Raw genomic sequence first — 21,220 nt, forward strand, 5'->3', positions numbered from 1 at the left:
GGCCCGGCGACACGCAAGGCGGCCGGCTCCCCGTGTGGGGGAACCGGCCGCACTCTCTCGTCGGAACTGCGTGTCGCCGAGCTCAGCCCTGGGCGATCGAGAACACCCGGGCGTTGCCGGTCGTCGGCAGAGTCACCGAGACGACCTTCGTGCCCGACGGCGCCGTGTACGGCGTCGTCGCGAACACGTACGCGCCGGGGTCGGACGAGCCGGCGTTCCGCACCGGCGTCCAGGCGACGACCGTGTTGCCGTAGACGGGCGCGAGCGTGCCCGTCGCCTTGTCGCCCGTGCTGGACGGGAGCACCCAGTCCCCGAAGGACAGGTCGGCCGAGGCGGTGGTCCCGTCACTGAGGGTGACGGTCGCCGTGCCCTTGCCGCCGCCGTTGACGCCGGCCCCCACGAACGAGATCGACGAGGCCGGGCGCGCGAGCGTGATCTTCTGGCCCGCGGGTGCGATCGTGTCGGCGAAGCCCTCCGGCGCCGACGGCCGGGTGAGCGTCGTCCCGTTGGCGAGCTTCGTCGTCGAGCCGGGCTTCAGCCCGACGGAGGCGAGGGAGTCGCGCGAGTAGCTGTTCTGCCCCCCGTCGATGTCCCCGTTGACGGCGTGCTCGGACGACGTCCCGATGACGTTCGCGGCGGCCTGGAGCCCGCCCTCTCGCGCGACGCGCACCGTGAGGTCGCTCCGCACCGTGTCGGACCCGACCTTCGCGGCGAGCCGCACGGGGTAGTACCCGTCGGCGACGCCTGACGCGACCTTGAGCGTGAGCGTCGCGCGCCCGGCGCCGGTGGCGTCGAGGTGCGCGGCGCCCGAGGTCACCGTGACGCCCCGCGTCGTGCTCGTGGCGCTCAGTCGGACCTGCGGCGACGTCTTCTCGAGCCGCTGCACGTCGACCGTGAGGCTCGTCGAGGAGCCCGGCGTCACGGCCGGGTTGTCGGGCGTCGCGTGCACCGCGACAGCGGCGGAGCCCTTCCCGTACGACGGCGGGGCGTCCTTGCTGCTCGTGCCCCAGGTCCGGCTGGGCTTCGACGAGAGCGTGAAGCCCACCGACGAGGCGCCGCGTCCCCGGGTCAGCGAGGCGAGGTCCGTCCAGGTGGCGCTGGTCTTGTGACCGTCCACCGCGAGCCCGGACACGTACCGCTTGCCCTCGTTCGCGCCGGCTGCGGTGACGTCGATGGTGCGGCCCGACGCCAGGTGGATGCGGGCGGCGTCGAACGCTGGGGCGTTGACCGTGAGGACGTCGGTGCCGGGCGTCGCGGGGAAGAGGCCGAGGGCCGCCCACACGTACCAGCTCGACTGGGCGCCGAGGTCGTCGTTGCCGGGCTCGGCCTTGTCGGGCTGGGTGCCGAAGAGCGTCGTGCGGATCTCGTCCACGACCTCCGACGTGCGCCACGGCTGGCCGACGTAGTTGTAGTACCACGGCACGTTGAAGTCGGGCTCGTTGCCCGCCCACATGTACGGCTGGTTGGCGCCGACGTTCATCCCGTGGGTCATGAAGGCGTCCAGCCGGTCGGCGAACGTCTGGTTGCCGCCGAGGGCGGTGACGAGACCGTTCACGTTCTGCGGGACGAGCCACACGTACTGCTCGGCGTTGCCCTCGTCGTACCCGACCGAGCCGAAGCCGGTGATGTGGCCCCGGTACCCGAAGTCCGACGGGATGGTGAGGCCGTCGCCCGTCGGGAACGCGCCCGAGGCGTCACGCAGCGAGACGTAGCGCGTCGTCGGGTTGAACAGGTTCTGCCAGTAGTTCGAGCGTGCCTGGAAGGTCGTCGCGACGTCCCTGCGCCCGAGCGCGCCGGCGAGCTGCCCGATCGCGAAGTCGTCGATCGAGTACTCCTCGGTGATCGAGCCGCCCGTGACCGCGTGGTCCGTCTGGAACTCCTTGGTCTGCGGGGCGTAGTGCCGCTCGTTGTAGACCTGGGCGCCGAACCGCTCGACCGACTGGTCGTTCGTCCCGCCCGTGTTCTTCCCGGCGTCGGGCCCGACGGCGCCCTTGACCATGTAGTCGAGGGCCGTGCGTACGTCGAAGTCCCGCGCGCCGAACGCGTAGGTCTGCGCGATCAGGGCCGCCGGGTTGTCGCCGCTCATCTGGTTGGTGCCCGCGTTCGCGAACGCCCAGCGGGGGTACGAACCGCTCTGCTCGGCGTCGTTCACCAGCGACTGCGCCATGTCGGACGCCTCGTCGGGGAACAGCATCGCCTGCAGCGGGGCCAGGGTCCGGTACGTGTCCCAGTCGGAGAAGTACGCGTACTGGTGCCGCCGACGGCCGTCGGCCGCGGGCTTCTCGGACACGTCGTGGACGACGGGGTTCTTCTCGAACCCGATGTACTGGCCGTTCACGTCGTCGAACGTGTTCGGGTGCAGCAGCGACCGGTACACCGAGTGGTAGAACGTGCCGGTCTCGTCCGCGGTGGCGGTGTCGCTCACCTGGACCTTCTCGAACGCGTCGTTCCAGGTGTCGTGCGCGGCCTTGCGGACGCCGTCGAACGCGGCGCCCCACGACGCGTACGCGTCGGTGCCCGGGGCCGCGGCGCCGGGCGTCGGGACCTCGGTGTTCATGTTGAGGATCGCGTTGTCGGTGCTGACGTACGAGAGCGCGATCTTCAGGCGGACCGTCGTCGTGCCCGCGGGGAACGAGACGTAGCCGCCGGCCTTGGTGTTCGCGACCTCGGCGTCGTGCGAGCCGTCACCGGCCGTGACGGTGCCCTTCGACTCGTCCCACGCGCCGTACGACGTGAAGTCCTGGTCGACCTTCGCCGCGAAGAACGCCGTGTAGCCGTTGTTCTTGCCGCAGAAGTTCCCGGACTTCGTCCAGCCCGTGATGATCCCGGTCTTCGGGTTGACGTTGAGGGAGCCGGCGCGCGTCGAGCTGTTGGAGACGCCCGAGCGGAACGTGATCGACGGCGTCGTGCCCGACGGGAAGGTGAAGGTCGCGACGCCGGTCCGCGTCGACGCGGTCAGCTCGGACGTGATGCTCGAGCCCGCGGCGTCCTTCGACAGCAGCTTGTAGTAGCCGGGCGAGCCCTCCTCGCCGTCGTGCGTGTAGGACTCGGTCTTGGTCCACGGCGTGGCGCTCGCGGCCATGCTGGTGGTCGTCGGCAGGACCGGGAAGTCGCCGAGCGCGCCGCAGCCCTGGGAGGCGTGGTCGAGGCCGAACCCGCGCAGCGTGCTGTTGGCGTAGTAGTAGCCCTGGCCGGTGCCGGGGTTGTCGGGGGAGAACTGGACCATCCCGAACGGGACCGACGGGCCGGGGAAGTTGTTGATCGAGCCGACCGTGTCGCCGCCCGTCCCCGTGCCGGCGAGCGTGCTCACCGTCGACGCCGGGTCGGTGACGAACGACGGGTCGCCGCCGTGTGCCTGCGCCGGGACCGCGAGCGTGAGGGAGGCCGCCGTCGTGGCGGCGAGGGCGAGCGTGCCCGCCGCGAGCGCGCCGCGTGGCACGCGTCGTCGGCCGGGCAGGGGGATGCGTCTCATCGCGTGGACTCCTTCGTCGTGCGGGTGAAGATCGAACGCTGACATCGTTGTCAGTTTCGGCGGGTTCGTCAAGCGACACGCGACGGAACTGTCTACGCGGCCGGTGCGTGCGCGTCGTCGAGGGACAGCACCGCGTCCGCGGCGTCGAGCGCGCCGCGGTGGTGGGTCGCCATGACGACGGTCCGGCCGTGGGCCGTCAGCCCGAGCACCATGCGGACGACGGCGTCCGCCCCCTCGGGGTCGAGGTGCTCCGCGGGCTCGTCGATGACCAGGACGGGGGCGCGGGACACCAGGGCGCGCGCCACCAGGAGGCGGCGCCGCTCGCCCCCGGACACCGCATCGCCGCCCGGGCCCACGACCGTGTCGAGGCCGTCCGGCAGCGACGCCGCCCACGGCCCGAGCCCGACGGCGGCCAGGGCGTCGCGCGCCTCGTCCTCCGTCACGCCGCCCCGCGCCACGCGGAGGTTCTCCAGGACGGTCGTGTCGAACAGGTGCGCGTCCTCCGCCGTCCACGAGGCCTCGGCGTGGCGCTCGAGCCGGCCGCCCACCGGGGCCAGCAGGCCCGCGAGCGTCAGCAGGAGCGTCGTCTTGCCGGCGCCGCTCGGGCCGACGACGGCGAGGGACCCGCCCGCGGGAACCGTGACGTCGAGCCCGGCGACGGCCGGCGCGGGGCGCGACGGCCAGCCGCACGCCAGGTCGTGGGCCGCGAGGGCCGTGCCGTCGTCGGACGGGGTGACCGCGACGGGCGCGGGCGCGGAGGGGTCCGGCGCGGCGTCGTCGAGGAGCGCCATGATCCGCGCGGCGGCGGCGCGCGAGCGCCGCAGCTGCACGGCGGCCGCGGGGAGCGCCCCGACCCCCTCGAAGGCCGCGAGCGGCGTCAGCACGACGACGGCCAGGTCCTCGGGCGACAGCCGGCCCGACGCGACCGCGGGCACGCCGAGCAGGAGCGCCGCGACGACCGCGACGCCCGTCGCCGCGGTCTGGATCGCCTCCGACGTCGCCGACGTGCGCGCCCCGACGTCGGTCGCCGCCACCAGCTCGCGGTCCGCGCGGCGCAGGTCGTCGAGGCGGGCGTCGAGCGCGCCCGAGACCGCGAGCGGGCCGGCGTCGCCGAGGACGTCGAGCGTGGCCGCCGTCATGTCGGCGCGCGCCCGCACGGAGCGGCGTTCGGTCTCGCGGGCCGCGCGGTCGGCGAGCCACGGCGCGCCGACCCCGACGACGAGCAGGAGGACGAGCAGGGCCGCGCCGGCCTCGGGCAGGAGCACGCCGACGATCGCGACGGCGAGCAGCGAGACGGCCGCCGCGACGCCCGCGGGCACGAACGCGCGCACCACGACGTCGCCGACGGCGTCCGCGTCCGCGCCGGTCCGGGCGAGCAGGTCGCCCTCGCGCAGCGCCGCGACGGCCTCGGACCGCCCCGCCGCGAGCCGGGCGTAGAGCGTGGTCCGCAGCGAGACGACGCCGCGGAGGGCGACGTCGTGCGAGACGAGCCGCTCGGCGTACCGGAGCGTCCCGCGCCCGACGCCGAACGCCCGGACCGTCACGGCCGCGACGGACAGCACGAGCACGGGGGGCTGCTGCGAGGCGCGCGCGATCAGCCACGCGGCGACCGCGGCCAGCCCCACGGCGCAGCCGAGGGCAAGGGCCCCGAGCGTGACCGCGCCCGCGACGCGACGCCAGGGGACGTCGAGCAGCCGGACCGCCCGGCGGAGCGGGTCCTCGCGCCGTCGGGCGGTCATGCCGCCACCCCTGCGCCCGCGTCGGCGTCCGCTCGTCGTGAGACCGGTGCCGACCGGACCTCGACCGCGCGGTCGCACGCCTCCACGAGCGCCGGCCGGTGCGCCACGACGAGGACCGCTCGGCCCTCGTCCCGCAGCGCGCGCACGGTCCGGACGACCGCCGCCTCGCTCGCGTCGTCGAGATGGGCGGTGGGCTCGTCGAGCACGACGAGCGGCCGGCGGGACACCAGGGCGGCGGCGAGCGCGACCCGCTGGCGCTGCCCGACCGACAGGCCCAGCCCGTCGCGCCCGATGCTCGTGTCCCAGCCGGCGGGGAGCGCGGCCAGGACCTCGTCCAGCGCGGCGAGGCGCGCGGCCCGGGCCAGGCGAGCGTCGTCGGCGGGACCGGATGCAGCGCCGAGCACGGCGTCGCGCAGCGACCCGGGCGCGAGGCGTGGGCGCTGCGGCACCCAGGCGACCTGCGCCCAGAACGCCGCGGGATCCAGGGCCGAGACGTCGAGGGGTTCCGCGGGGGAGCCGGCGCGGACGACGACCGCGCGGCCGCGCGCGGGCGGCACCAGGCCGAGCAGCACCTGCACCGCCGTGGACTTGCCCGCGCCGTTCGCCCCGACGAGCGCCACCGCCTCGCCCGGCCCGACGGACAGCGAGAGGCCCGCGGGGGCGAGGACGCCGCGGCCGGGCGCCTCGACGCCGACCTCGTCGAGCACGAGGCGGTCGCGCGCGAGGTCGACCGTGGCCGCGCCACGGGCGGGGAGCGGCTCCTCGAGGACCTCGAACGCGGCGCCGGCCGCGGCGATCCCGTCGGCGGACGCGTGGAACTGCGCGCCGACCTGCCGCAGCGGCAGGTACACCTCGGGGGCGAGGACGAGCACGGTGAGGCCGGTCACGAGGTCCATGCGGCCGTCGACGAGGCGCAGCCCGATGCTGACGGCGACGATCGCGACGGACAGCGTCGTGAGCAGCTCGAGCACCATGCCCGACAGGAACGCGACCCGCAGCGTGCCCGTCGTGGCGCGGCGGTTGGCGTCGCCGAGCGCGCGGACCCGCTCGCGGGGGCCCTCGGCGCGACCGAACGCGCGCAGCGTGGGCAGCCCGGCCACGAGGTCGAGCAGCTGCGCGCCGAGCCGCTGGAGCGACGCGAGCCGCCGCTCCGACACGCCCTGCGTGAGCCTCCCGACGAGCACCATGAAGAGGGGCACGAGCGGCAGGGTCACGATCACCACCAGCCCCGACACCCAGTCGAGGCCCAGCACCACGACGACGAGCAGCGGGGTCACGACCGCCGTCAGCAGCAGCTGCGGGACGTAGCGGACGAAGTACGGCTCGAGCGCGTCGAGGCCGGTCGTGGCGAGCGTCGTCAGCCGGACGCCGCGGGCCGAGCCGCGCCAGCGTGGGCCCAGCGCGGTCGCGTGCCCGACGAGCGCCTCCCGCAGCTCCGCTACCGTGCTCGCCGCCGCGCGGACCGCGAAGCGCTCCTGGCACCACGACACCGCCGCGCGGGCCGCCACGACCGCGACGAGCCACGCGAGCCGCGGGGCCAGCGCGTCGAGGCGGGCGCCGTCGTGCACGGCCCGGCCGAGCGTCTCGCCGATCAGGACGGCCTGCGCCACGACGAGTGCGCCCGCGACGACGCCGAGCGCCGTCGTCAGCGCCAGGTAGCCCCGTGCCGACCGGGCGTGGCGCAGGAGCCGCGGGTCGAGCGGTCTCACACCTTCGTCCGGCGCAGGCTGAGTCCGATCGGGTCGGGGATCGCCGCGGCCGTGAGGCGCTTGCGGAACACCCAGTACGTCCAGCCCTGGTAGAGCAGGACCACCGGGGTCAGGACCACCGCGACCCAGCTCATGATGACGAGCGTGTAGTGGGTCGAGCTCGCGTTCGTGACGGTGAGCGAGTGGGCGGGGTCGGTGGCCGGCATGACGTCGGGGTACATCGAGCCGAAGATCAGGACGACGGCCGCCACGATCGCGACGGCCGACAGCACGAACGCCCAGCCCTCGCGCACCCGCCACGCCGCGGCCACGACCCCGAGGAGTGCCAGCGCCGCGACGGCGACGGCCGCCCAGGTCCACCCGGTCCCGTACGCGACCTGCGCCCACACGGCCCAGGCGCCGCCCACCACGAGCGCCCCGACCGAGAACGGCTTGGCGAGCCGCATCGCACGTTCGCGCACGTCGCCGGTCGACTTGAGCCCGAGGAACACCGCGCCGTGGGTGAGGAACAGCGTGAGCGTCGTGAGCCCGCCGAGCAGGGCGAACGGGTTGAGCAGCGCCCAGAACCCGCCGACGTAGTCGTGCTGCGCGTCGAGGTCGACGCCGCGCACCAGGTTGGCGAAGGCCACGCCCCACAGGATCGACGGCAGCCACGACCCGACGATGATCGCGCGGTCCCACCAGCGCGCCCAGCCGGGGTCGGAGACCTTGCCGCGGTACTCGAAGGCGACGCCCCGGACGATGAGGGCGAGCAGGATGAGCAGGAGCGGCAGGTAGAAGCCCGAGAACAGGGACGCGTACCACTCCGGGAACGCCGCGAACGTGGCGCCGCCCGCCGTGATGAGCCACACCTCGTTCCCGTCCCACACCGGTCCGATGGTGTTGATGACGAGACGCCGGTTGCGGTCCCGCTCCCTGGCGTCGGCGCCCCGGCCGATGATCGGCAGCAGCATCCCGACCCCGAAGTCGAAGCCCTCGAGCACGAGGTACCCGGTCCACAGGACCGCGATGATGATGAACCACAGCGTGGTGAGCTCCATGGCTGGCTCTCCTCTCGTGCTCAGTACGCGAAGGACAGGGGACGGTCGGCGTCGTCGGGGGTGCGCGCCTCCGGGGAGTCGTCGTGCACCTCGTCGGGGGCGCCCTCGATCGTGTACCGGTGCATGAGCCGGTACCAGACGACGGCCAGCACCCCGTAGACGACGGTGAACGCGATCAGCGACGTGAGCACCATGCCCGCCGGCACGTTGGTGGACACGCCGCGCTCCGTGAGGAGGCGGACGTCGTCGAGCCCGCTCGGGTTGGGCGCGACCACCCACGGCTGCCGGCCGGTCTCCGTGAAGATCCAGCCGAACGAGCACGCGAGGAACGGCGCGGGCAGCGCCCACAGCGACACGCGCGAGAGCCAGCGCGAGTCGCTGACCCGGCCCTTGCGGGTGAGCCACCACGCGACGGCGCACAGCGCGATCGAGAAGAACGCCCACCCGATCATCAGCCGGAAGCTCCAGTACGTGAGCGCGAGGTTGGGGCGGTAGTCGACCGGGTCGCCGTTCGCGTCGGTGTCGCCGTAGCGCTGGGTGTACTCCTCCTGGACCTGGTTGATGCCCGTGACGGTGGAGTCGAAGCTCCCGGTCGCGAGGAAGGAGGTGAACCCGGGGATCCAGAGGACGCGGGTGGTCTCCTCGCAGTTGCCCTGCAGGTTGCCGATCGTGAGGATCGAGAAGTCGGCGCTCTTCTCGGTGTTGCACAGGGCCTCGGCCGACGCCATCTTCATGGGCTGCTGCTCGAACATGAGCTTGCCCTGCTGGTCCCCGGTGAGGAAGACACCGACGCCGGCGATGACCATGACGAGGCAGCCGAGCCGGACGGCGGGCCGGTACACGGTCCGGGCGGTCTCGAGGTCGCCCTCCCCGCCGCGGCGGACCAGCCGCACCATCCACCACGCGGCGATCCCGCACACGAACGTCGCGGCGGTGAGGAAGGCCGCGGTCACGGTGTGCGGGAACGCGGCCCACAGCGTCGAGTTGCCGAGCACGTCGCCGATGCTGGTCATCTCCGCGCGGCCCGTGTCGGCGTTGTACTTGACGCCGACCGGGTGCTGCATCCACGAGTTCGCGGCCAGGATGAAGAACGCGGACAGGTTCGTCGAGATCGCCACGAGCCAGATCACCGCGAGGTGCAGCTTCTTGTTGAGCTTGTCCCAGCCGAAGATCCACAGGCCGAGGAACGTGGACTCCACGAAGAACGCGGCGAGCGCCTCCATGGCGAGCGGGGCACCGAAGACGTCGCCGACGAACCGGGAGTACTGGCTCCAGGTCATCCCGAACTGGAACTCCTGCACGATCCCCGTCACGACGCCGATCGCGAAGTTGATGAGGAAGAGCTTGCCGAAGAACTTGGTCAGCCTCAGCCAGCGGTCCTTCTTGGTGATGACCCAGGCGGTCTGCATGATCGCGACGATCGGGCCGAGCCCGATCGTCAGCGGGACGAAGACGAAGTGGTACACGGTCGTGATGGCGAACTGCCACCGCGCGAGATCGAGCACGTCGGGCATGGTGTCGGGCTCCTGGCCGGTCGGCGCGTGGCCCCGGAGGCACGCGTTACCAGCACGGTAGGCCCGGACGCCCGGGCCGGACACTCGAACCGGGCAGGTCGTGAGACATGCCACGCGCCGACCGGCGTAGGTCACTACTGTGTGTGCGTCGGGCAACGTTTCGGTCGGGAGAGGGTGGCGCCCGCGGTCGACCGGCGGCGCGTCGTCGTGATCGAGTCGTGACCTGGTGTGCGATACTTCTCATGACTTCGGGGGTGCCCGTACGCCCCCGACGCACGGCCCGCAGCACCCCGCGACTCGCGGCTCGCGGAGCGGCCGCCGCCGCTGCACCAGACGCAGCGTGACGGCAGGCGCCCCCCGTCGCCCGCGGGGCTACGGACCGCCACCGACGACTTCCGTCGCGGTCGGAGGCCCACCCCCTCGGGGGTGACCCCCGGCGAGCGACGACCGACCGCCCGCAGGGCCAGCAGCTACGGGCACGGCCCTCCGGGGTAGGAGCGACGCGTGACTCGCGACGACACCACTGCACCCCACGAAGACACCACGTCCGCCGAGGCGTCGCGCAAGCGGCCGCGCCGGCGCGCGACCCGGAACGTCGGTGCGCCCACCGACGTCGTCGTGGTCCCCGAGGGCTCGGGAGCCCACGGCGGTCCCCTCGAGATCACGCTCCCGCAGCCCGCGGCCGAGCGCGCCGCCGCGGTCGCGGAGGCACGTCAGGAGCCGGCCGGCGAGCCGGCCCCCGCGCTCGACGTCCTCGCCGAGCTGGGCGTCTCCCGCCCCACCGCCGCGCCGCGTGGCCGCCGTCGCGCCACGTCCGCCCCGGCGGAGGAGGAGTCGCGCGCCGACGTCGGCCTCGCCGACATCGCCCTGCCCGACGCCGAGCGGCCCTCGCGCACGCGGCGCAAGGCCACGCGGCCCACCGCCGCGCCGGAGGCCGAGCCGGCCGAGACCGTCGCCCCGGCCGAGCCCGAGGCCGTTGCGGAGGCCCCGAAGGCCCCCGCCCGGCGCAGCCGCGCGCGCAAGCCGGTCGCCGCCGAGCCCGCCGCCGAGCAGGAGGCGCTCGAGCCCTCGGCCGTCGAGCCCGCTGCCGCCGGGTCTGCTGCCGCCGAGCCGGTCGACGAGGCCGCGCCCGAGCCGGCCGCGCCCAAGAAGCGCAGCAGCCGCTCCCGCAAGTCGGCTGCCGAGCCGGTCGACGACGCACCGCCCGCGGCGGCGGTGGCGCCCGCGAACGACGCAGCGTCGCCGACCGCCGCCGCGCCCGCGACCGTCCCGACCACGCCCGGCGGTCAGCCCCGCCTGGCCACCACCGCCCTCCTCTTCCAGGCCCCCGACCCGACGGCGGCGCCGCGGCGCAGCCGGCGCGCCCAGGCGCCCGCGGGTCCGCCACACCCCGTCGCCGAGGTTGCCGCGGAGCAGGCGCCCGAGCGGCCCGTGCGCGAGCGTGCGACGTCGCGGCGCTCCGCCGCACGCGCCGCCGCCACCCAGGAGCCGTCGGCTCAGGAGTCCCCGGCCCAGGAGTCCCTGGCCAAGGACTCGACGGCCCAGCCGTCGGCCGAGCAGCCGACGGCCGCGAAGGCCCCCGACTTCTCGGTGGACCGGCTCTCTCGCGAGGAGCGCGAGGCGATCGACGAGATCGAGATCATCGAGGCCGAGCTCGTGGCCGAGGGCCTCGAGGCCGAGCTCGTCGGGTTCGGCGACCTCGACTTCGTTGTCGAGGACGAGGACGAGGACGAGGACGCCGCGGCGGAGGCCACCGGCACCGCCGAGGATGAGCCGGGCGACGAGGCGGAGGACCGCGACGCCGCGCCGCGTCGCCGCCGCCGCCGAGGCGGCCGGGGCCGCCGCAACCGCGGCGGCGAGAACGGCGACTCGGACGAGGACGAGTCCGACCGGTCCGGCGACGAGACCGAGTCGGAGACCGCTTCCGCCGAGCCTGCCGACACGGACTCCGACGCCGAGGGCGAGGACGCCGACGCGGGCACGAGCCGTCGTCGTCGGCGCCGTCGCAGCCGCGGCGCCGCGGCCGAGGGCACCCGGCCCGGCCGGGCGAGCGACGAGGTGACCGCGCTCAAGGGTTCGACGCGCCTCGAGGCGAAGCGCCAGCGCCGCCGCGAGGGCCGCGACGCCGGCCGGCGCCGCCAGATCATCACCGAGGCCGAGTTCCTCGCACGTCGCGAGTCGGTGCAGCGCTCGATGGTCGTGCGCGAGCGTGACGGGCGGACGCAGATCGCGGTGCTGGAGGACGGGGTGCTCGTCGAGCACTACGTGTCCCAGCAGGCGCAGGCGTCGATGGTCGGCAACGTGTACCTCGGCAGGGTCCAGAACGTGCTGCCCAGCATGGAGGCCGCGTTCGTCGACATCGGCAAGGGTCGCAACGCCGTGCTGTACGCCGGCGAGGTCAACTGGGATGCCGCGGGCCTCGAGGGCCAGCCGCGGCGCATCGAGGAGGCGCTCAAGTCCGGCGACTCGGTGCTCGTCCAGGTCACGAAGGACCCGATCGGGCACAAGGGCGCGCGGCTGACGTCGCAGGTCACGCTTGCCGGCCGGTTCCTCGTGCTCGTCCCCGGCGGCGGCATGACCGGCATCAGCCGCAAGCTCCCCGACACCGAGCGCGCCCGCCTCAAGAAGATCCTCCGCGAGGTCGTGCCCGACGGCGCGGGCGTCATCGTGCGCACCGCCGCCGAGGGGGCGAGCGAGGAGGAGCTGCGCGCCGACGTCGCCCGCCTGCAGGCACAGTGGGAGGCGATCGAGAAGAAGTCCGCGAAGTCGTCGTCCGCGCCCGCGCTCCTGCAGGGCGAGCCGGACCTCGCGATCCGCGTGGTGCGCGACATCTTCAACGACGACTTCGGCTCGCTCGTCGTCGAGGGCGAGGGCCCGTGGAGCGAGATCTCGTCGTACCTGGGCGAGCTCGCCCCGGACCTCGCCGAGCGCGCGTCCAAGTGGGTGGAGAACACGGATGTCTTTGCGGTGCACCGCATCGACGAGCAGCTCGCCAAGGGCATGGACCGCAAGGTCTGGCTGCCGTCGGGCGGCTCGCTCGTCATCGACCGCACCGAGGCCATGACGGTCGTCGACGTCAACACCGGGAAGTTCACGGGCTCGGGCGGCACGCTCGAGGAGACCGTGACCCGGAACAACCTCGAGGCCGCCGAGGAGATCGTCCGGCAGCTCCGCCTGCGCGACATCGGCGGGATCATCGTCATCGACTTCATCGACATGGTCCTGGAGTCCAACCGCGACCTCGTGCTGCGGCGGCTCGTCGAGTGCCTGGGCCGCGACCGGACCAAGCACCAGGTCGCCGAGGTGACCTCGCTCGGGCTCGTCCAGATGACGCGCAAGCGCGTGGGCCAGGGCCTCGTCGAGGCGTTCTCGGAGACGTGCGAGCACTGCCACGGACGCGGCTTCATCGTCCACTCCGAGCCGATCGAGCGGTCGGGCCAGAACGGCCAGGGGGGCGAGACGCACGTGCACGGCGGCGCCGAGACCGCGGGCACGGACGACTCGCGCCGCGGGTCGCGCCGGCGTCGGGGCAAGTCCGTCGAGGCGGCGCCCGCGGGCCCGGCCGGCGGCCCGGCCGTGCCCGTGCTGCCCGAGTCGCGCGACGCCGTGAAGGCGACGCTCGCGACCATCGCGGCGGCCGCCGCGCACGCCCACGACCACCCGCACGAGCACGAGGCGCACGACGCCGCCGACCAGGATGCCGTCCTCGCCCAGGTCCACGAGGGCCGGGGCGACGAGGGGTTGGACGAGGGCGAGGGTGTCGCGGTCGAGGATGCCGGGAGCACCGAGGACGCACTCGACGCCGCAGCACCGACGGACGCGCAGGACGACTGACCGCGTGCCTCCGGAGGTCCTCGCCCGCGGGCCGCGCGTCGTCCTGCGCGGCTGGGCCGCTGCCGATCGCGCCGTGCTGCGTGAGTGGTTGCGGCCGGAGCACGAGTGGCACCGGTCGGATGGGCCCTACTACCCGGTGCCGTCCGACGACGAGGCCGCGGCCATCGCCGAGGGCGCCGGGCGCAGTCCCGGCCCCGGGCTGCCGCCGGGCCGTCTCGTGATCGACGTCGACGGCCGGCTCGTCGGTGCCGTGTCGTGGTACTGGGAGTCCGAGGAGACCCAGTGGGCCCGGATGGGCGTCACCGTGTTCGACCCGGCCGAGCGCGGCCGGGGTCTCGGGCGCGAGGCGCTCGCGCTCTGGACCTCGTACCTGTTCGGCGCGACCGACTGGGTGCGCCTCGACCTGGCGACCTGGTCGGGCAACGCGGCCATGATCGCGGTCGCGCGCGCCCTGGGCTTCGTCGAGGAGGGCCGGTTCCGCCGTGCCCGCGTCGTCGACGGGACGCGCTACGACGCGGTGGTGCTCGGCGTCCTGCGTGAGGAGTGGGAAGCAACGAGGAAGGAGCCGGCGTGAGGCCGACCGACATCGAGACCTTCACCCAGGTGGGCGCGCTCACCGTGGACCCGGACGGGAGCCGCGCCGTCGTCGCCGTGTCGTACGCGTCGCTCGCGGCCGACGCGACCGTGGGTCAGCTCTGGGAGCTGCCGCTGGGCGACGAGGCGGGCCCGGGCGGGGCGCGCCGGCTCACGCGCGGACGCCGCGACCTCGCCCCCCGCTTCTCGCCGGACGGGCGCCTCCTGGCCTTCCTGCGGGCCGTGCCCGGCGGCAAGCCGCAGGTCCACGTCGTCGACGCGCGCGGCGGCGAGCCGCTCGCGGTGACGGACCAGCCGCTCGGCGTCAGCGACCTCGCCTGGTCGCCCGACTCGGCCCGGATCGCGTTCGTCGCGGCCGTCCCCGAGCCGGGCCGGTACGGCACCGTCGACGGGCTCGGCCCGGACGCCGAGCCGGCGCGGCGCATCACGACCGTCCGCTACTCGGGCAACGGCCGGGGCTACACGATCGACAAGCGGTCCCACGTGTTCGTCGTCGACGTGCCCGACGTCGCGGGGGAGCCGTCGTACGAGCCGGCGCCGGACGTCCCGGCCGAGGGCGGCGAGGACGCGGCCGGCGAGTCCGCGGTGCCCGTGGCCCGCCGCGCGACCCACGTCGACACCGACCACGGCAGCCCGGTCTTCACGGCCGACGGCGAGCGGCTGCTCGTGATCGCGGCGCTGCACGACGGGCGCGACACGGACCTGCGCACCGACGTCTGGTCGTTCCCGGTACCGGCGGGCGACGCCGACGACGAGCCGGCCGGGGAGCCGGTCCGCGTGACGGGCGACGAGAACCTCGACGTCGGGGCGGTCACGGTCGGCCCCGACGGGCTCGTCTGGTTCACCTCCGCAGAGATGGGCGGGAGCGGCCGGGACTTCGTGGCACGCACCACCGCGGCCTACGTCGTCGAGCCCGGACCGAACGGCTGGGGAGAGCCGCGGCGCGTGACGGACCCGGCCCAGCACGACCTTGCGCTCGCGGGCTCCGACGCGGGCCTCGTGGCCGTTCCGGGTGCCGTGCTCGTCGTCGACCGGAGTCGCGGGCGGGGGCCGGTCCTGCGCGTCGATGCCGACGGCGAGGTCACGACCGTGCTCGACGGCGACCTCGAGGCCACGGGGCTGGCGGTCGGCGGCGGGACGCTCGCGGTCGGGGTCGTCACGCCCGCCAGTGCGGGCGACGTGGTGGCCGTGGCCCTCGACGACGACCACCGTCCTGTCGGCGCGCCCCGAGCCTTGACCGACCTGGGCGGAGCGGCGCGGGCGAGCGGCGTCGTCGTGCCCGTCGAGGAGGAGCACCCGAGCGCCGACGGCACGCCGGTGCACGGGTGGGTCGCGGTGCCGGACGGGCGTGCGGAGGGATCCGGCCCGCACCCCGTGCTGCTCATGATCCACGGCGGGCCGTTCGCGCAGTACACGGTCGGGCTCTTCGACGAGACGCAGGTCTACACGTCGGCCGGGTACGCCGTCGTCTACTGCAACCCGCGCGGGTCGGCCGGCTACGGGCGCGAGCACGGCCTCGCGATCAAGGAACGGATGGGCACCGTCGACCTCGAGGACGTCCTCGGCTTCCTCGACGGCGTGCTCGCGGCGCACCCGGAGCTCGACGCGGACCGGGTCGGGATCCTCGGCGGCTCGTACGGCGGGTACCTCACCGCGTGGACCGTCGCGCACGACCACCGGTTCGCGGCCGCGGTCGTCGAGCGGGGCTTCCTCGACCCGGAGGCGTTCATCGGGACGAGCGACATCGGGTCGTTCTTCTCCGAGGAGTACACGGGCGCCGACCCGGCGCACCGGGCGGCGCAGAGCCCCCAGGCGGTCGTCGGGCAGGTCCGCACGCCGACGCTCGTCGTCCACTCCGAGCAGGACCTGCGCTGCCCGCTGTCCCAGGCCGAGCGCTACTACGCCGCGCTGCGGCGGGGCGGGGTGGACTCCGAGCTCCTCGTGTTCCCGGGCGAGAACCACGAGCTGAGCCGCGCGGGCCGTCCCCGGCACCGGGTGCAGCGGTTCGACGCGATCCTCGACTGGTTCGGCCGCTACCTGCCGGTCTGACGGTCCGGCGCGGCCGGCGTCGTGGGCCCGCGGCAGGATGAGGGCATGACGGGACGGGTCGAGGTCGTCGTCGGGCCGATGTTCGCCGGCAAGACGGAGGAGCTCCTGCGCCGGGTGCGCCGCGCGCAGGTCGCAGGCCGCACCGTGGAGGTCGTGAGCCACGCGCTCGACGTGCGCCGCGGGGCCGGGCGCGTGAGCACGCACTTCGGCCTCGCGGTGCCGTCGCGGGTCGCGTCGCAGGCCGAGGAGGTCGCGGCCGGCCGGGACCCGGCCGCCGAGCTGCTCGCGGTCGACGAGGCGCAGTTCTTCGGTCCCGAGCTCGTGGACGTGGTCCAGCGGCTCGCCGACGACGGCGTCGTCGTGGTGGTCGCCGGCCTCGACGTGACGTACGACCAGCGGCCCTTCGAGCCGATGGCCGCGCTCGCGACGCTCGCCGAGCGGACCGACCGCCTGCTCGCCGTGTGCGCGGTGTGCGGCGAGGACGCCCCGTTCCACGTGCGCGTGGCGCAGTCCACCGACGACGACGCGGCGGAGGCCACCGCGGAGCACGTCGGCGGGTCCGACAAGTACCAGGCCCGGTGCCGCGCGCACCTCGACGCCCCGCCCTGGCGCTGAGGCCGGGAGCCCGGCCTCGCGCGATCAGGCGAGCGGGCCGCGCAGCGGGACGAACGAGTACGAGCCGTGCTCGCTCGCGTGCGCGCGCCCGTGGCGGTCGACCTCCAGCAGCACCATGGTCGTCCGCACCGGCACGACCAGGCGGCCGCCGGGCGCGAGCTGGCGCACGAGCGCCCGGGGGAGCGCGTCGGGGGAGGCCGAGACGAGGATCCGGTCCCAGCCGCCCGGGCGCGCGCGGCCCAGGTGCTCCGGGTCGGCGGCCTCGACCCGCGCCCAGGGCGTGGCGCGGGCGGCGACGTTCGCGCTCCCGAAGGCGACCAGGGCGGGCTCGAGCTCGAGGCCGAGCACCTCGCCGTCGGGCCCGACGAGGTGGGCGAGCAGGGCGGTGGTCCAGCCGGAGCCCGAGCCCACGTCGAGGACGCCCTGCCCGGGCCTCACGTCGAGCAGCCGCAGCATCGCCGCGACCGTGGTGGGCTGCGAGCCGGTCTGACCGTGCCCGAGAGGGAGTGCGACGTCGTCGCTCGCGCGTCGGCGGACGTCGCCGGGCAGGAAGTCGCGTCGCGGGACCGCCCGGAGCGCCTCCGTCACCGCGTCGTCGAGCGGGCCCGCTCCGACGGGCCGGGCCGGCCGTGACCTCACCTCTCGACGGTAGCGCGGGGGGCCCGGGTGCGAGCGCGGGCGTGCGGGCGGACGCTGGTCGGACAGGCATCGAGGAGGAGACATGAGCGCATCGGTCGCCCGGATCACGCACATCTCGGCGAGGTCGGACACGAGCTTCGAGGACGCGGTGCGGCTCGGCGTCGAGCGGGCCGCGCAGACGCTGCGGAACGTCTCCGGCGCGTGGGTCAAGGACCAGACCGTCAAGGTCGAGGGCGGGCGTATCGTCGCGTGGCAGGTCGTGCTCGAGGTCACCTTCGTGCTCGAGTGAGGGGCCCCTCCGGCGCGGTTTGACCCCGGACGGGCGCGGCCCGTACCCTTGAACGTCGGCGCGTGTCATGCGCGCTGGTCCCGTGTGCCCATGGTCCGGCCGCACTCGCACGCCGCGGCGTGACGCAGTTCCCAAGACGATCGACCATGACGAGCACGCCCAGACGAGTAGAGATGAGCAGCAACGTGGTGTACGCGATCGTAAAGGCTGGCGGCCGCCAGGAGAAGGTCGCGGTCGGCGACGTCGTCGTCGTGGACCGCCTTTCCGCAGGGGTCGGCGACTCGGTCGAGCTTCCCGCGCTCCTGCTCGTCGACGGGGAGAAGGTCACGACCGACGCGGCGAAGCTCGCGAAGGTCAAGGTCACCGCCGAGGTCGTGCGGGACGAGAAGGGTCCGAAGATCGCGATCCTCCGGTACAAGAACAAGACCGGCTACCGTCGCCGCCAGGGTCACCGTCAGCAGCTGACCCGCCTCAAGGTCACCGGCATCAAGTGAGTCGCTCCCGTCGCACCGCGACGGGGTCTCACACTTCCCACTTCTCCCTCGGTACGAGAGCAGGTCATCAGACATGGCACACAAGAAGGGCGCGAGCTCCTCGCGCAACGGTCGTGACTCCAACGCCCAGCGCCTCGGCGTGAAGCGCTTCGGCGGCGAGCAGGTCAAGGCGGGCGAGATCATCGTCCGCCAGCGCGGCACGCACTTCCACCCCGGCAACAACGTCGGCCGTGGCGGCGACGACACGCTGTTCGCGCTGACCGCGGGCGCCGTCCAGTTCGGGACGCGCCGCGACCGCAAGGTCATCGACATCGTCCCGGCCGAGGCCTGACCGGGCCGACCAGCCGGCTTGACCCGAGGGGCGCACCGTTTCGGCGGTGCGCCCCTCGGCCTGTTTTTCCCATCCCGCTCGAGAGGACCTTCCCCATGGCGACGTTCGTCGATCGCGTGGTGCTGCACGCGCACGGCGGTGACGGGGGCAATGGCTGTGCCTCGATTCACCGGGAGAAGTTCAAGCCGCTCGCGGGCCCCGACGGGGGCAACGGCGGCAACGGCGGGTCCGTGATCCTGCGCGTCGACCCGCAGACCACGACACTCCTCGAGTACCACCACGGTCCGCACCGGCACGCGGCGTCGGGCACCCAGGGCATGGGCGACCACCGCGCCGGCGCGAACGGCGGCGACCTCGTGCTCGGCGTGCCCGACGGCACCGTCGTCACCTCGGAGGACGGCGAGGTCCTCGCGGACCTCGTCGGCACGGGCGCGGAATTCGTCGTGACCGAGGGCGGACGCGGTGGCCTCGGCAACGCGGCCCTCGCGAGCCAGCGGCGCAAGGCGCCGGGCTTCGCCCTGCTGGGCGAGCCCGGCGAGGAGCGCGACGTCGTGCTCGAGCTCAAGACCATCGCCGACGTCGCACTCGTGGGCTACCCCAGCGCGGGCAAGTCGAGCCTCGTGGCCTCGATCTCGGCGGCGCGCCCCAAGATCGCGGACTACCCGTTCACCACGCTCGTGCCGAACCTCGGCGTCGTGCAGGCGGGGGAGGCGCGGTTCACCGTCGCCGACGTCCCCGGCCTGATCCCCGGTGCCAGCGAGGGCAAGGGGCTCGGCCTGGAGTTCCTGCGCCACATCGAGCGCTGCGCCGTGATCGTCCACGTGCTGGACTGCGCGACGCTCGAGCCGGGCCGCGACCCGATCAGCGACCTCGACGTCATCGAGGGCGAGCTCGGGGCGTATGCAGCCGCGCTCGACGAGGAGGCGGGCGTCGCGGGCGGTCGCGTCCCTCTCATGGAGCGCCCGCGCGTCGTCGTGCTCAACAAGATCGACGTGCCCGAGGCGCGCGAGCTCGCCGACTTCGTGCGGCCCGAGCTGGAGGGCCGCGGCCTGCGCGTGTTCGAGATCTCGACCGCGAGCCACGAGGGGCTGCGGCCGCTCACGTTCGCGCTCGCGGAGATCGTCGACAAGGCGCGCGCCGAGGCGCCGGCCCCCGAGGCGGCCCGCATCGTCCTGCGCCCCCGGGCCGTCGACGAGAAGGGCTTCACGGTGACCCGCCGCGAGGACTCCGACGGCGTGTACTTCGAGGTGCTCGGCGCCAAGCCCGAGCGCTGGGTGCGCCAGACGGACTTCTCGAACGACGAGGCCGTCGGCTACCTGGCGGACCGGCTCGCGCGGCTCGGCGTCGAGGAGAAGCTCTTCAAGACCGGGGCCGTCGCGGGCGACGAGGTGCGCATCGGGAGGAAGAACGCCGTCGTCTTCGACTGGGAGCCCACGCTGCTCACCGGCTCGGAGCTGCTCGGCGGGCCGCGCGGGACGGACCTCCGCCTCGACGACCGCCTGCGCCCGTCCCGCAAGGAGAAGCGCGCCGAGTTCCACGACCGTATGGACGCCAAGGCCGCCGCACGCGAGGAGCTGTGGACCGAGCGGTCGTCGGGCCACTGGTCCGACCCGGCCGACGCAGCCCGCACCGAGCCGGACGCGGACGACTCCGAGGACGACCGGGCATGACGTCCGCGACGGCCACGCCCGTCGTCGGGACGGGCTCGCGCGCGGACGTCGCGGCTGCCCAGCGGGTCGTCGTGAAGATCGGCTCGTCGTCGCTCACCGGCGCGGACGGGCTCCTCGACGTCGACGCGCTGCACCGGCTCGTCGACGTGCTCGCGGCCCGGCGGGCCGAGGGCAAGCAGGTCGTGCTGGTCACGTCCGGCGCGATCGCGGCCGGCGTCGGGCCGCTCGGCCTGTCGGGCCGGCCGCAGGACCTCGCTACCGCTCAGGCGGCCGCGAGCGTCGGGCAGGGGCTCCTCGTGGCCCGGTACGCGGAGGCGTTCGGGGCGCACGGCCTCCGGGTCGGCCAGGTGCTCCTGACCGTCGAGGACACGGTGCGCCGCGGCCACTACCGCAACGCCCAGCGCACCCTGGAGACGCTGCTCGACCTCGGCGTGGTGCCGATCGTCAACGAGAACGACACGGTCGCGACGCACGAGATCCGGTTCGGCGACAACGACCGCCTCGCGGCGCTCGTGTCCCACCTGGTCCGCGCCGACGGCCTGGTCCTGCTCACCGACGTCGACGGCCTGTACGACGCGCCGCCGAGCCAGCCCCGCGCGCAGCGCATCCGCGAGGTGCGGTCGGCCGCGGACCTCGACGGCGTCGAGGTGACCGGCCGCGGCTCCGCCGTCGGGACGGGCGGCATGATCACCAAGCTCGACGCCGTCCGGATCGCGTCGGCGTCCGGCGTGGCCGCGGTCCTCGCGCGCTCCGACCAGGCCGCTGCCGCGCTCGCGGGCGAGGACGTCGGCACGTTCTTCGCGGTCACCGGCAAGCGTTCGAGCCGGCGCAGGCTCTGGATCGGCTACGCCGCCCGCTCCCAGGGGCGCCTTGTGCTCGACGCCGGGGCCGTCCGGGCGGTGCAGGGCGGCAGGGCGTCGCTGCTCCCCGCGGGCGTGGTCGGCGTCGACGGGGAGTTCGACACGGGCGACGTCGTGGACCTCGTCACCGAGGACGGGCGCGTGGTCGCGCGGGGGATCGTCGCGTTCGACGCCTCCGAGCTCCCGCAGCTGCTCGGGCGCTCGACGCACGAGCTGCGCGCTGACCTGGGCGAGGGGTACGACCGCGAGCTCGTGCACCGCGACGACCTGGTCCTCGTGCGGGGGCGCCGCGCGGCGTCCTGAGGTGCGAGGCGGGCGGCCGCCGATGAGTCGGGCGCCGTCCGCGGGTCTGCCCGGGTGACACACTCGCC

15 protein-coding genes are annotated in these 21,220 nt (G+C 74.5%); 9 read left to right on the forward strand and 6 right to left on the reverse strand.

Annotation, left to right across the window (positions count from 1 at the left end; translation table 11 throughout):
- Positions 1 to 82: 82 nt before the first annotated feature.
- The 5 genes from ACLQ14_RS18670 to ACLQ14_RS18690 all read right to left on the reverse strand — a co-directional run bounded on the left by ACLQ14_RS18670 (position 83) and on the right by ACLQ14_RS18690 (position 9,474).
- Complete coding sequence (locus ACLQ14_RS18670) at positions 83 to 3,472, reverse strand: GH92 family glycosyl hydrolase (RefSeq protein WP_425815818.1); 3,390 nt, start codon at positions 3,470 to 3,472, stop codon at positions 83 to 85.
- A gap of 92 nt (positions 3,473 to 3,564) precedes the next feature.
- Positions 3,565 to 5,211, reverse strand: a complete 1,647-nt coding sequence (gene cydC / locus ACLQ14_RS18675; protein WP_425815820.1) for a thiol reductant ABC exporter subunit CydC — start codon at positions 5,209 to 5,211, stop codon at positions 3,565 to 3,567.
- Positions 5,208 to 6,920, reverse strand: coding sequence for a thiol reductant ABC exporter subunit CydD (gene cydD / locus ACLQ14_RS18680; protein ID WP_425815822.1), 1,713 nt, complete (start codon positions 6,918 to 6,920; stop codon positions 5,208 to 5,210). The genes cydC and cydD overlap by 4 nt, the downstream gene beginning before the upstream one ends.
- Positions 6,917 to 7,960, reverse strand: a complete 1,044-nt coding sequence (gene cydB, locus ACLQ14_RS18685; RefSeq protein WP_425815824.1) for a cytochrome d ubiquinol oxidase subunit II — start codon at positions 7,958 to 7,960, stop codon at positions 6,917 to 6,919. The genes cydD and cydB overlap by 4 nt, the downstream gene beginning before the upstream one ends.
- A gap of 20 nt (positions 7,961 to 7,980) precedes the next feature.
- Positions 7,981 to 9,474: a cytochrome ubiquinol oxidase subunit I gene (locus ACLQ14_RS18690; protein WP_425815826.1), complete on the reverse strand. Its 1,494-nt coding sequence runs from the start codon at positions 9,472 to 9,474 to the stop codon at positions 7,981 to 7,983.
- A 504-nt stretch (positions 9,475 to 9,978) separates the two neighbouring features.
- Between ACLQ14_RS18690 and ACLQ14_RS18695 the strand changes: the two genes are divergently transcribed.
- From ACLQ14_RS18695 to ACLQ14_RS18710, 4 genes are read left to right on the forward strand one after another with little or no spacing between them, the layout of a single operon-like run.
- Positions 9,979 to 13,308: an Rne/Rng family ribonuclease gene (locus ACLQ14_RS18695; RefSeq protein WP_425815828.1), complete on the forward strand. Its 3,330-nt coding sequence runs from the start codon at positions 9,979 to 9,981 to the stop codon at positions 13,306 to 13,308.
- 4 nt (positions 13,309 to 13,312) lie between these two features.
- On the forward strand, positions 13,313 to 13,882 hold the full coding sequence (locus ACLQ14_RS18700) for a GNAT family N-acetyltransferase (RefSeq protein WP_425815830.1): 570 nt from the start codon (positions 13,313 to 13,315) through the stop codon (positions 13,880 to 13,882).
- Positions 13,879 to 15,951 (forward strand): S9 family peptidase, encoded by a 2,073-nt coding sequence (locus tag ACLQ14_RS18705; protein ID WP_425815832.1) that lies wholly within the window; start codon positions 13,879 to 13,881, stop codon positions 15,949 to 15,951. Before ACLQ14_RS18700 ends, ACLQ14_RS18705 begins: the two co-directional genes overlap by 4 nt.
- 45 nt (positions 15,952 to 15,996) lie before the next feature.
- Entirely contained in the window at positions 15,997 to 16,566 is a 570-nt protein-coding gene (locus ACLQ14_RS18710) for a thymidine kinase (RefSeq protein WP_425815834.1), read from the forward strand.
- Between the two features lie 24 nt (positions 16,567 to 16,590).
- On the opposite strand, the gene ACLQ14_RS18715 is transcribed toward ACLQ14_RS18710, so the two are convergent.
- Positions 16,591 to 17,205, reverse strand: coding sequence for a protein-L-isoaspartate O-methyltransferase family protein (locus tag ACLQ14_RS18715; RefSeq protein WP_425815836.1), 615 nt, complete (start codon positions 17,203 to 17,205; stop codon positions 16,591 to 16,593).
- 82 nt (positions 17,206 to 17,287) lie between these two features.
- Between ACLQ14_RS18715 and ACLQ14_RS18720 the strand changes: the two genes are divergently transcribed.
- The 5 genes from ACLQ14_RS18720 (at position 17,288) to proB (ending at position 21,152) form a co-directional block, all read left to right on the forward strand.
- Entirely contained in the window at positions 17,288 to 17,494 is a 207-nt protein-coding gene (locus ACLQ14_RS18720; protein WP_425815838.1) for a dodecin family protein, read from the forward strand.
- Between the two features lie 185 nt (positions 17,495 to 17,679).
- Positions 17,680 to 17,988: a 50S ribosomal protein L21 gene (gene rplU / locus ACLQ14_RS18725; RefSeq protein WP_227994653.1), complete on the forward strand. Its 309-nt coding sequence runs from the start codon at positions 17,680 to 17,682 to the stop codon at positions 17,986 to 17,988.
- Positions 17,989 to 18,061: 73 nt separating this feature from the next.
- Positions 18,062 to 18,319 carry a 50S ribosomal protein L27 gene (gene rpmA, locus ACLQ14_RS18730; RefSeq protein WP_036949482.1) on the forward strand — a complete coding sequence of 86 codons (258 nt, stop codon included), beginning with the start codon at positions 18,062 to 18,064 and terminating at the stop codon, positions 18,317 to 18,319.
- Between the two features lie 95 nt (positions 18,320 to 18,414).
- A complete protein-coding gene (gene obgE / locus ACLQ14_RS18735) occupies positions 18,415 to 19,989 on the forward strand; it encodes a GTPase ObgE (RefSeq protein WP_425815841.1) in 1,575 nt (524 codons plus the stop codon).
- Positions 19,986 to 21,152 carry a glutamate 5-kinase gene (gene proB, locus ACLQ14_RS18740; protein WP_425815843.1) on the forward strand — a complete coding sequence of 389 codons (1,167 nt, stop codon included), beginning with the start codon at positions 19,986 to 19,988 and terminating at the stop codon, positions 21,150 to 21,152. Before obgE ends, proB begins: the two co-directional genes overlap by 4 nt.
- Positions 21,153 to 21,220: the final 68 nt, after the last annotated feature.

The organism is Luteimicrobium sp. DT211 (assembly GCF_049844995.1).
In the GTDB taxonomy this organism is placed as follows: Bacteria; Actinomycetota; Actinomycetes; order Actinomycetales; family Cellulomonadaceae; genus Luteimicrobium.

Bases quoted from the DNA above. Each gene is read 5' to 3' on its own strand.
- proB (WP_425815843.1), top strand. From the start codon at position 19,986: ATGACGTCCGCGACGGCCACGCCCGTCGTCGGGACGGGCTCGCGCGCG.
- ACLQ14_RS18720 (WP_425815838.1), top strand. From the start codon at position 17,288: ATGAGCGCATCGGTCGCCCGGATCACGCACATCTCGGCGAGGTCGGAC.
- obgE (WP_425815841.1), top strand. From the start codon at position 18,415: ATGGCGACGTTCGTCGATCGCGTGGTGCTGCACGCGCACGGCGGTGAC.
- rpmA (WP_036949482.1), top strand. From the start codon at position 18,062: ATGGCACACAAGAAGGGCGCGAGCTCCTCGCGCAACGGTCGTGACTCC.
- cydB (WP_425815824.1), bottom strand. From the start codon at position 7,960: ATGGAGCTCACCACGCTGTGGTTCATCATCATCGCGGTCCTGTGGACC.
- ACLQ14_RS18710 (WP_425815834.1), top strand. From the start codon at position 15,997: ATGACGGGACGGGTCGAGGTCGTCGTCGGGCCGATGTTCGCCGGCAAG.
- ACLQ14_RS18670 (WP_425815818.1), bottom strand. From the start codon at position 3,472: ATGAGACGCATCCCCCTGCCCGGCCGACGACGCGTGCCACGCGGCGCG.
- ACLQ14_RS18690 (WP_425815826.1), bottom strand. From the start codon at position 9,474: ATGCCCGACGTGCTCGATCTCGCGCGGTGGCAGTTCGCCATCACGACC.
- cydC (WP_425815820.1), bottom strand. From the start codon at position 5,211: ATGACCGCCCGACGGCGCGAGGACCCGCTCCGCCGGGCGGTCCGGCTG.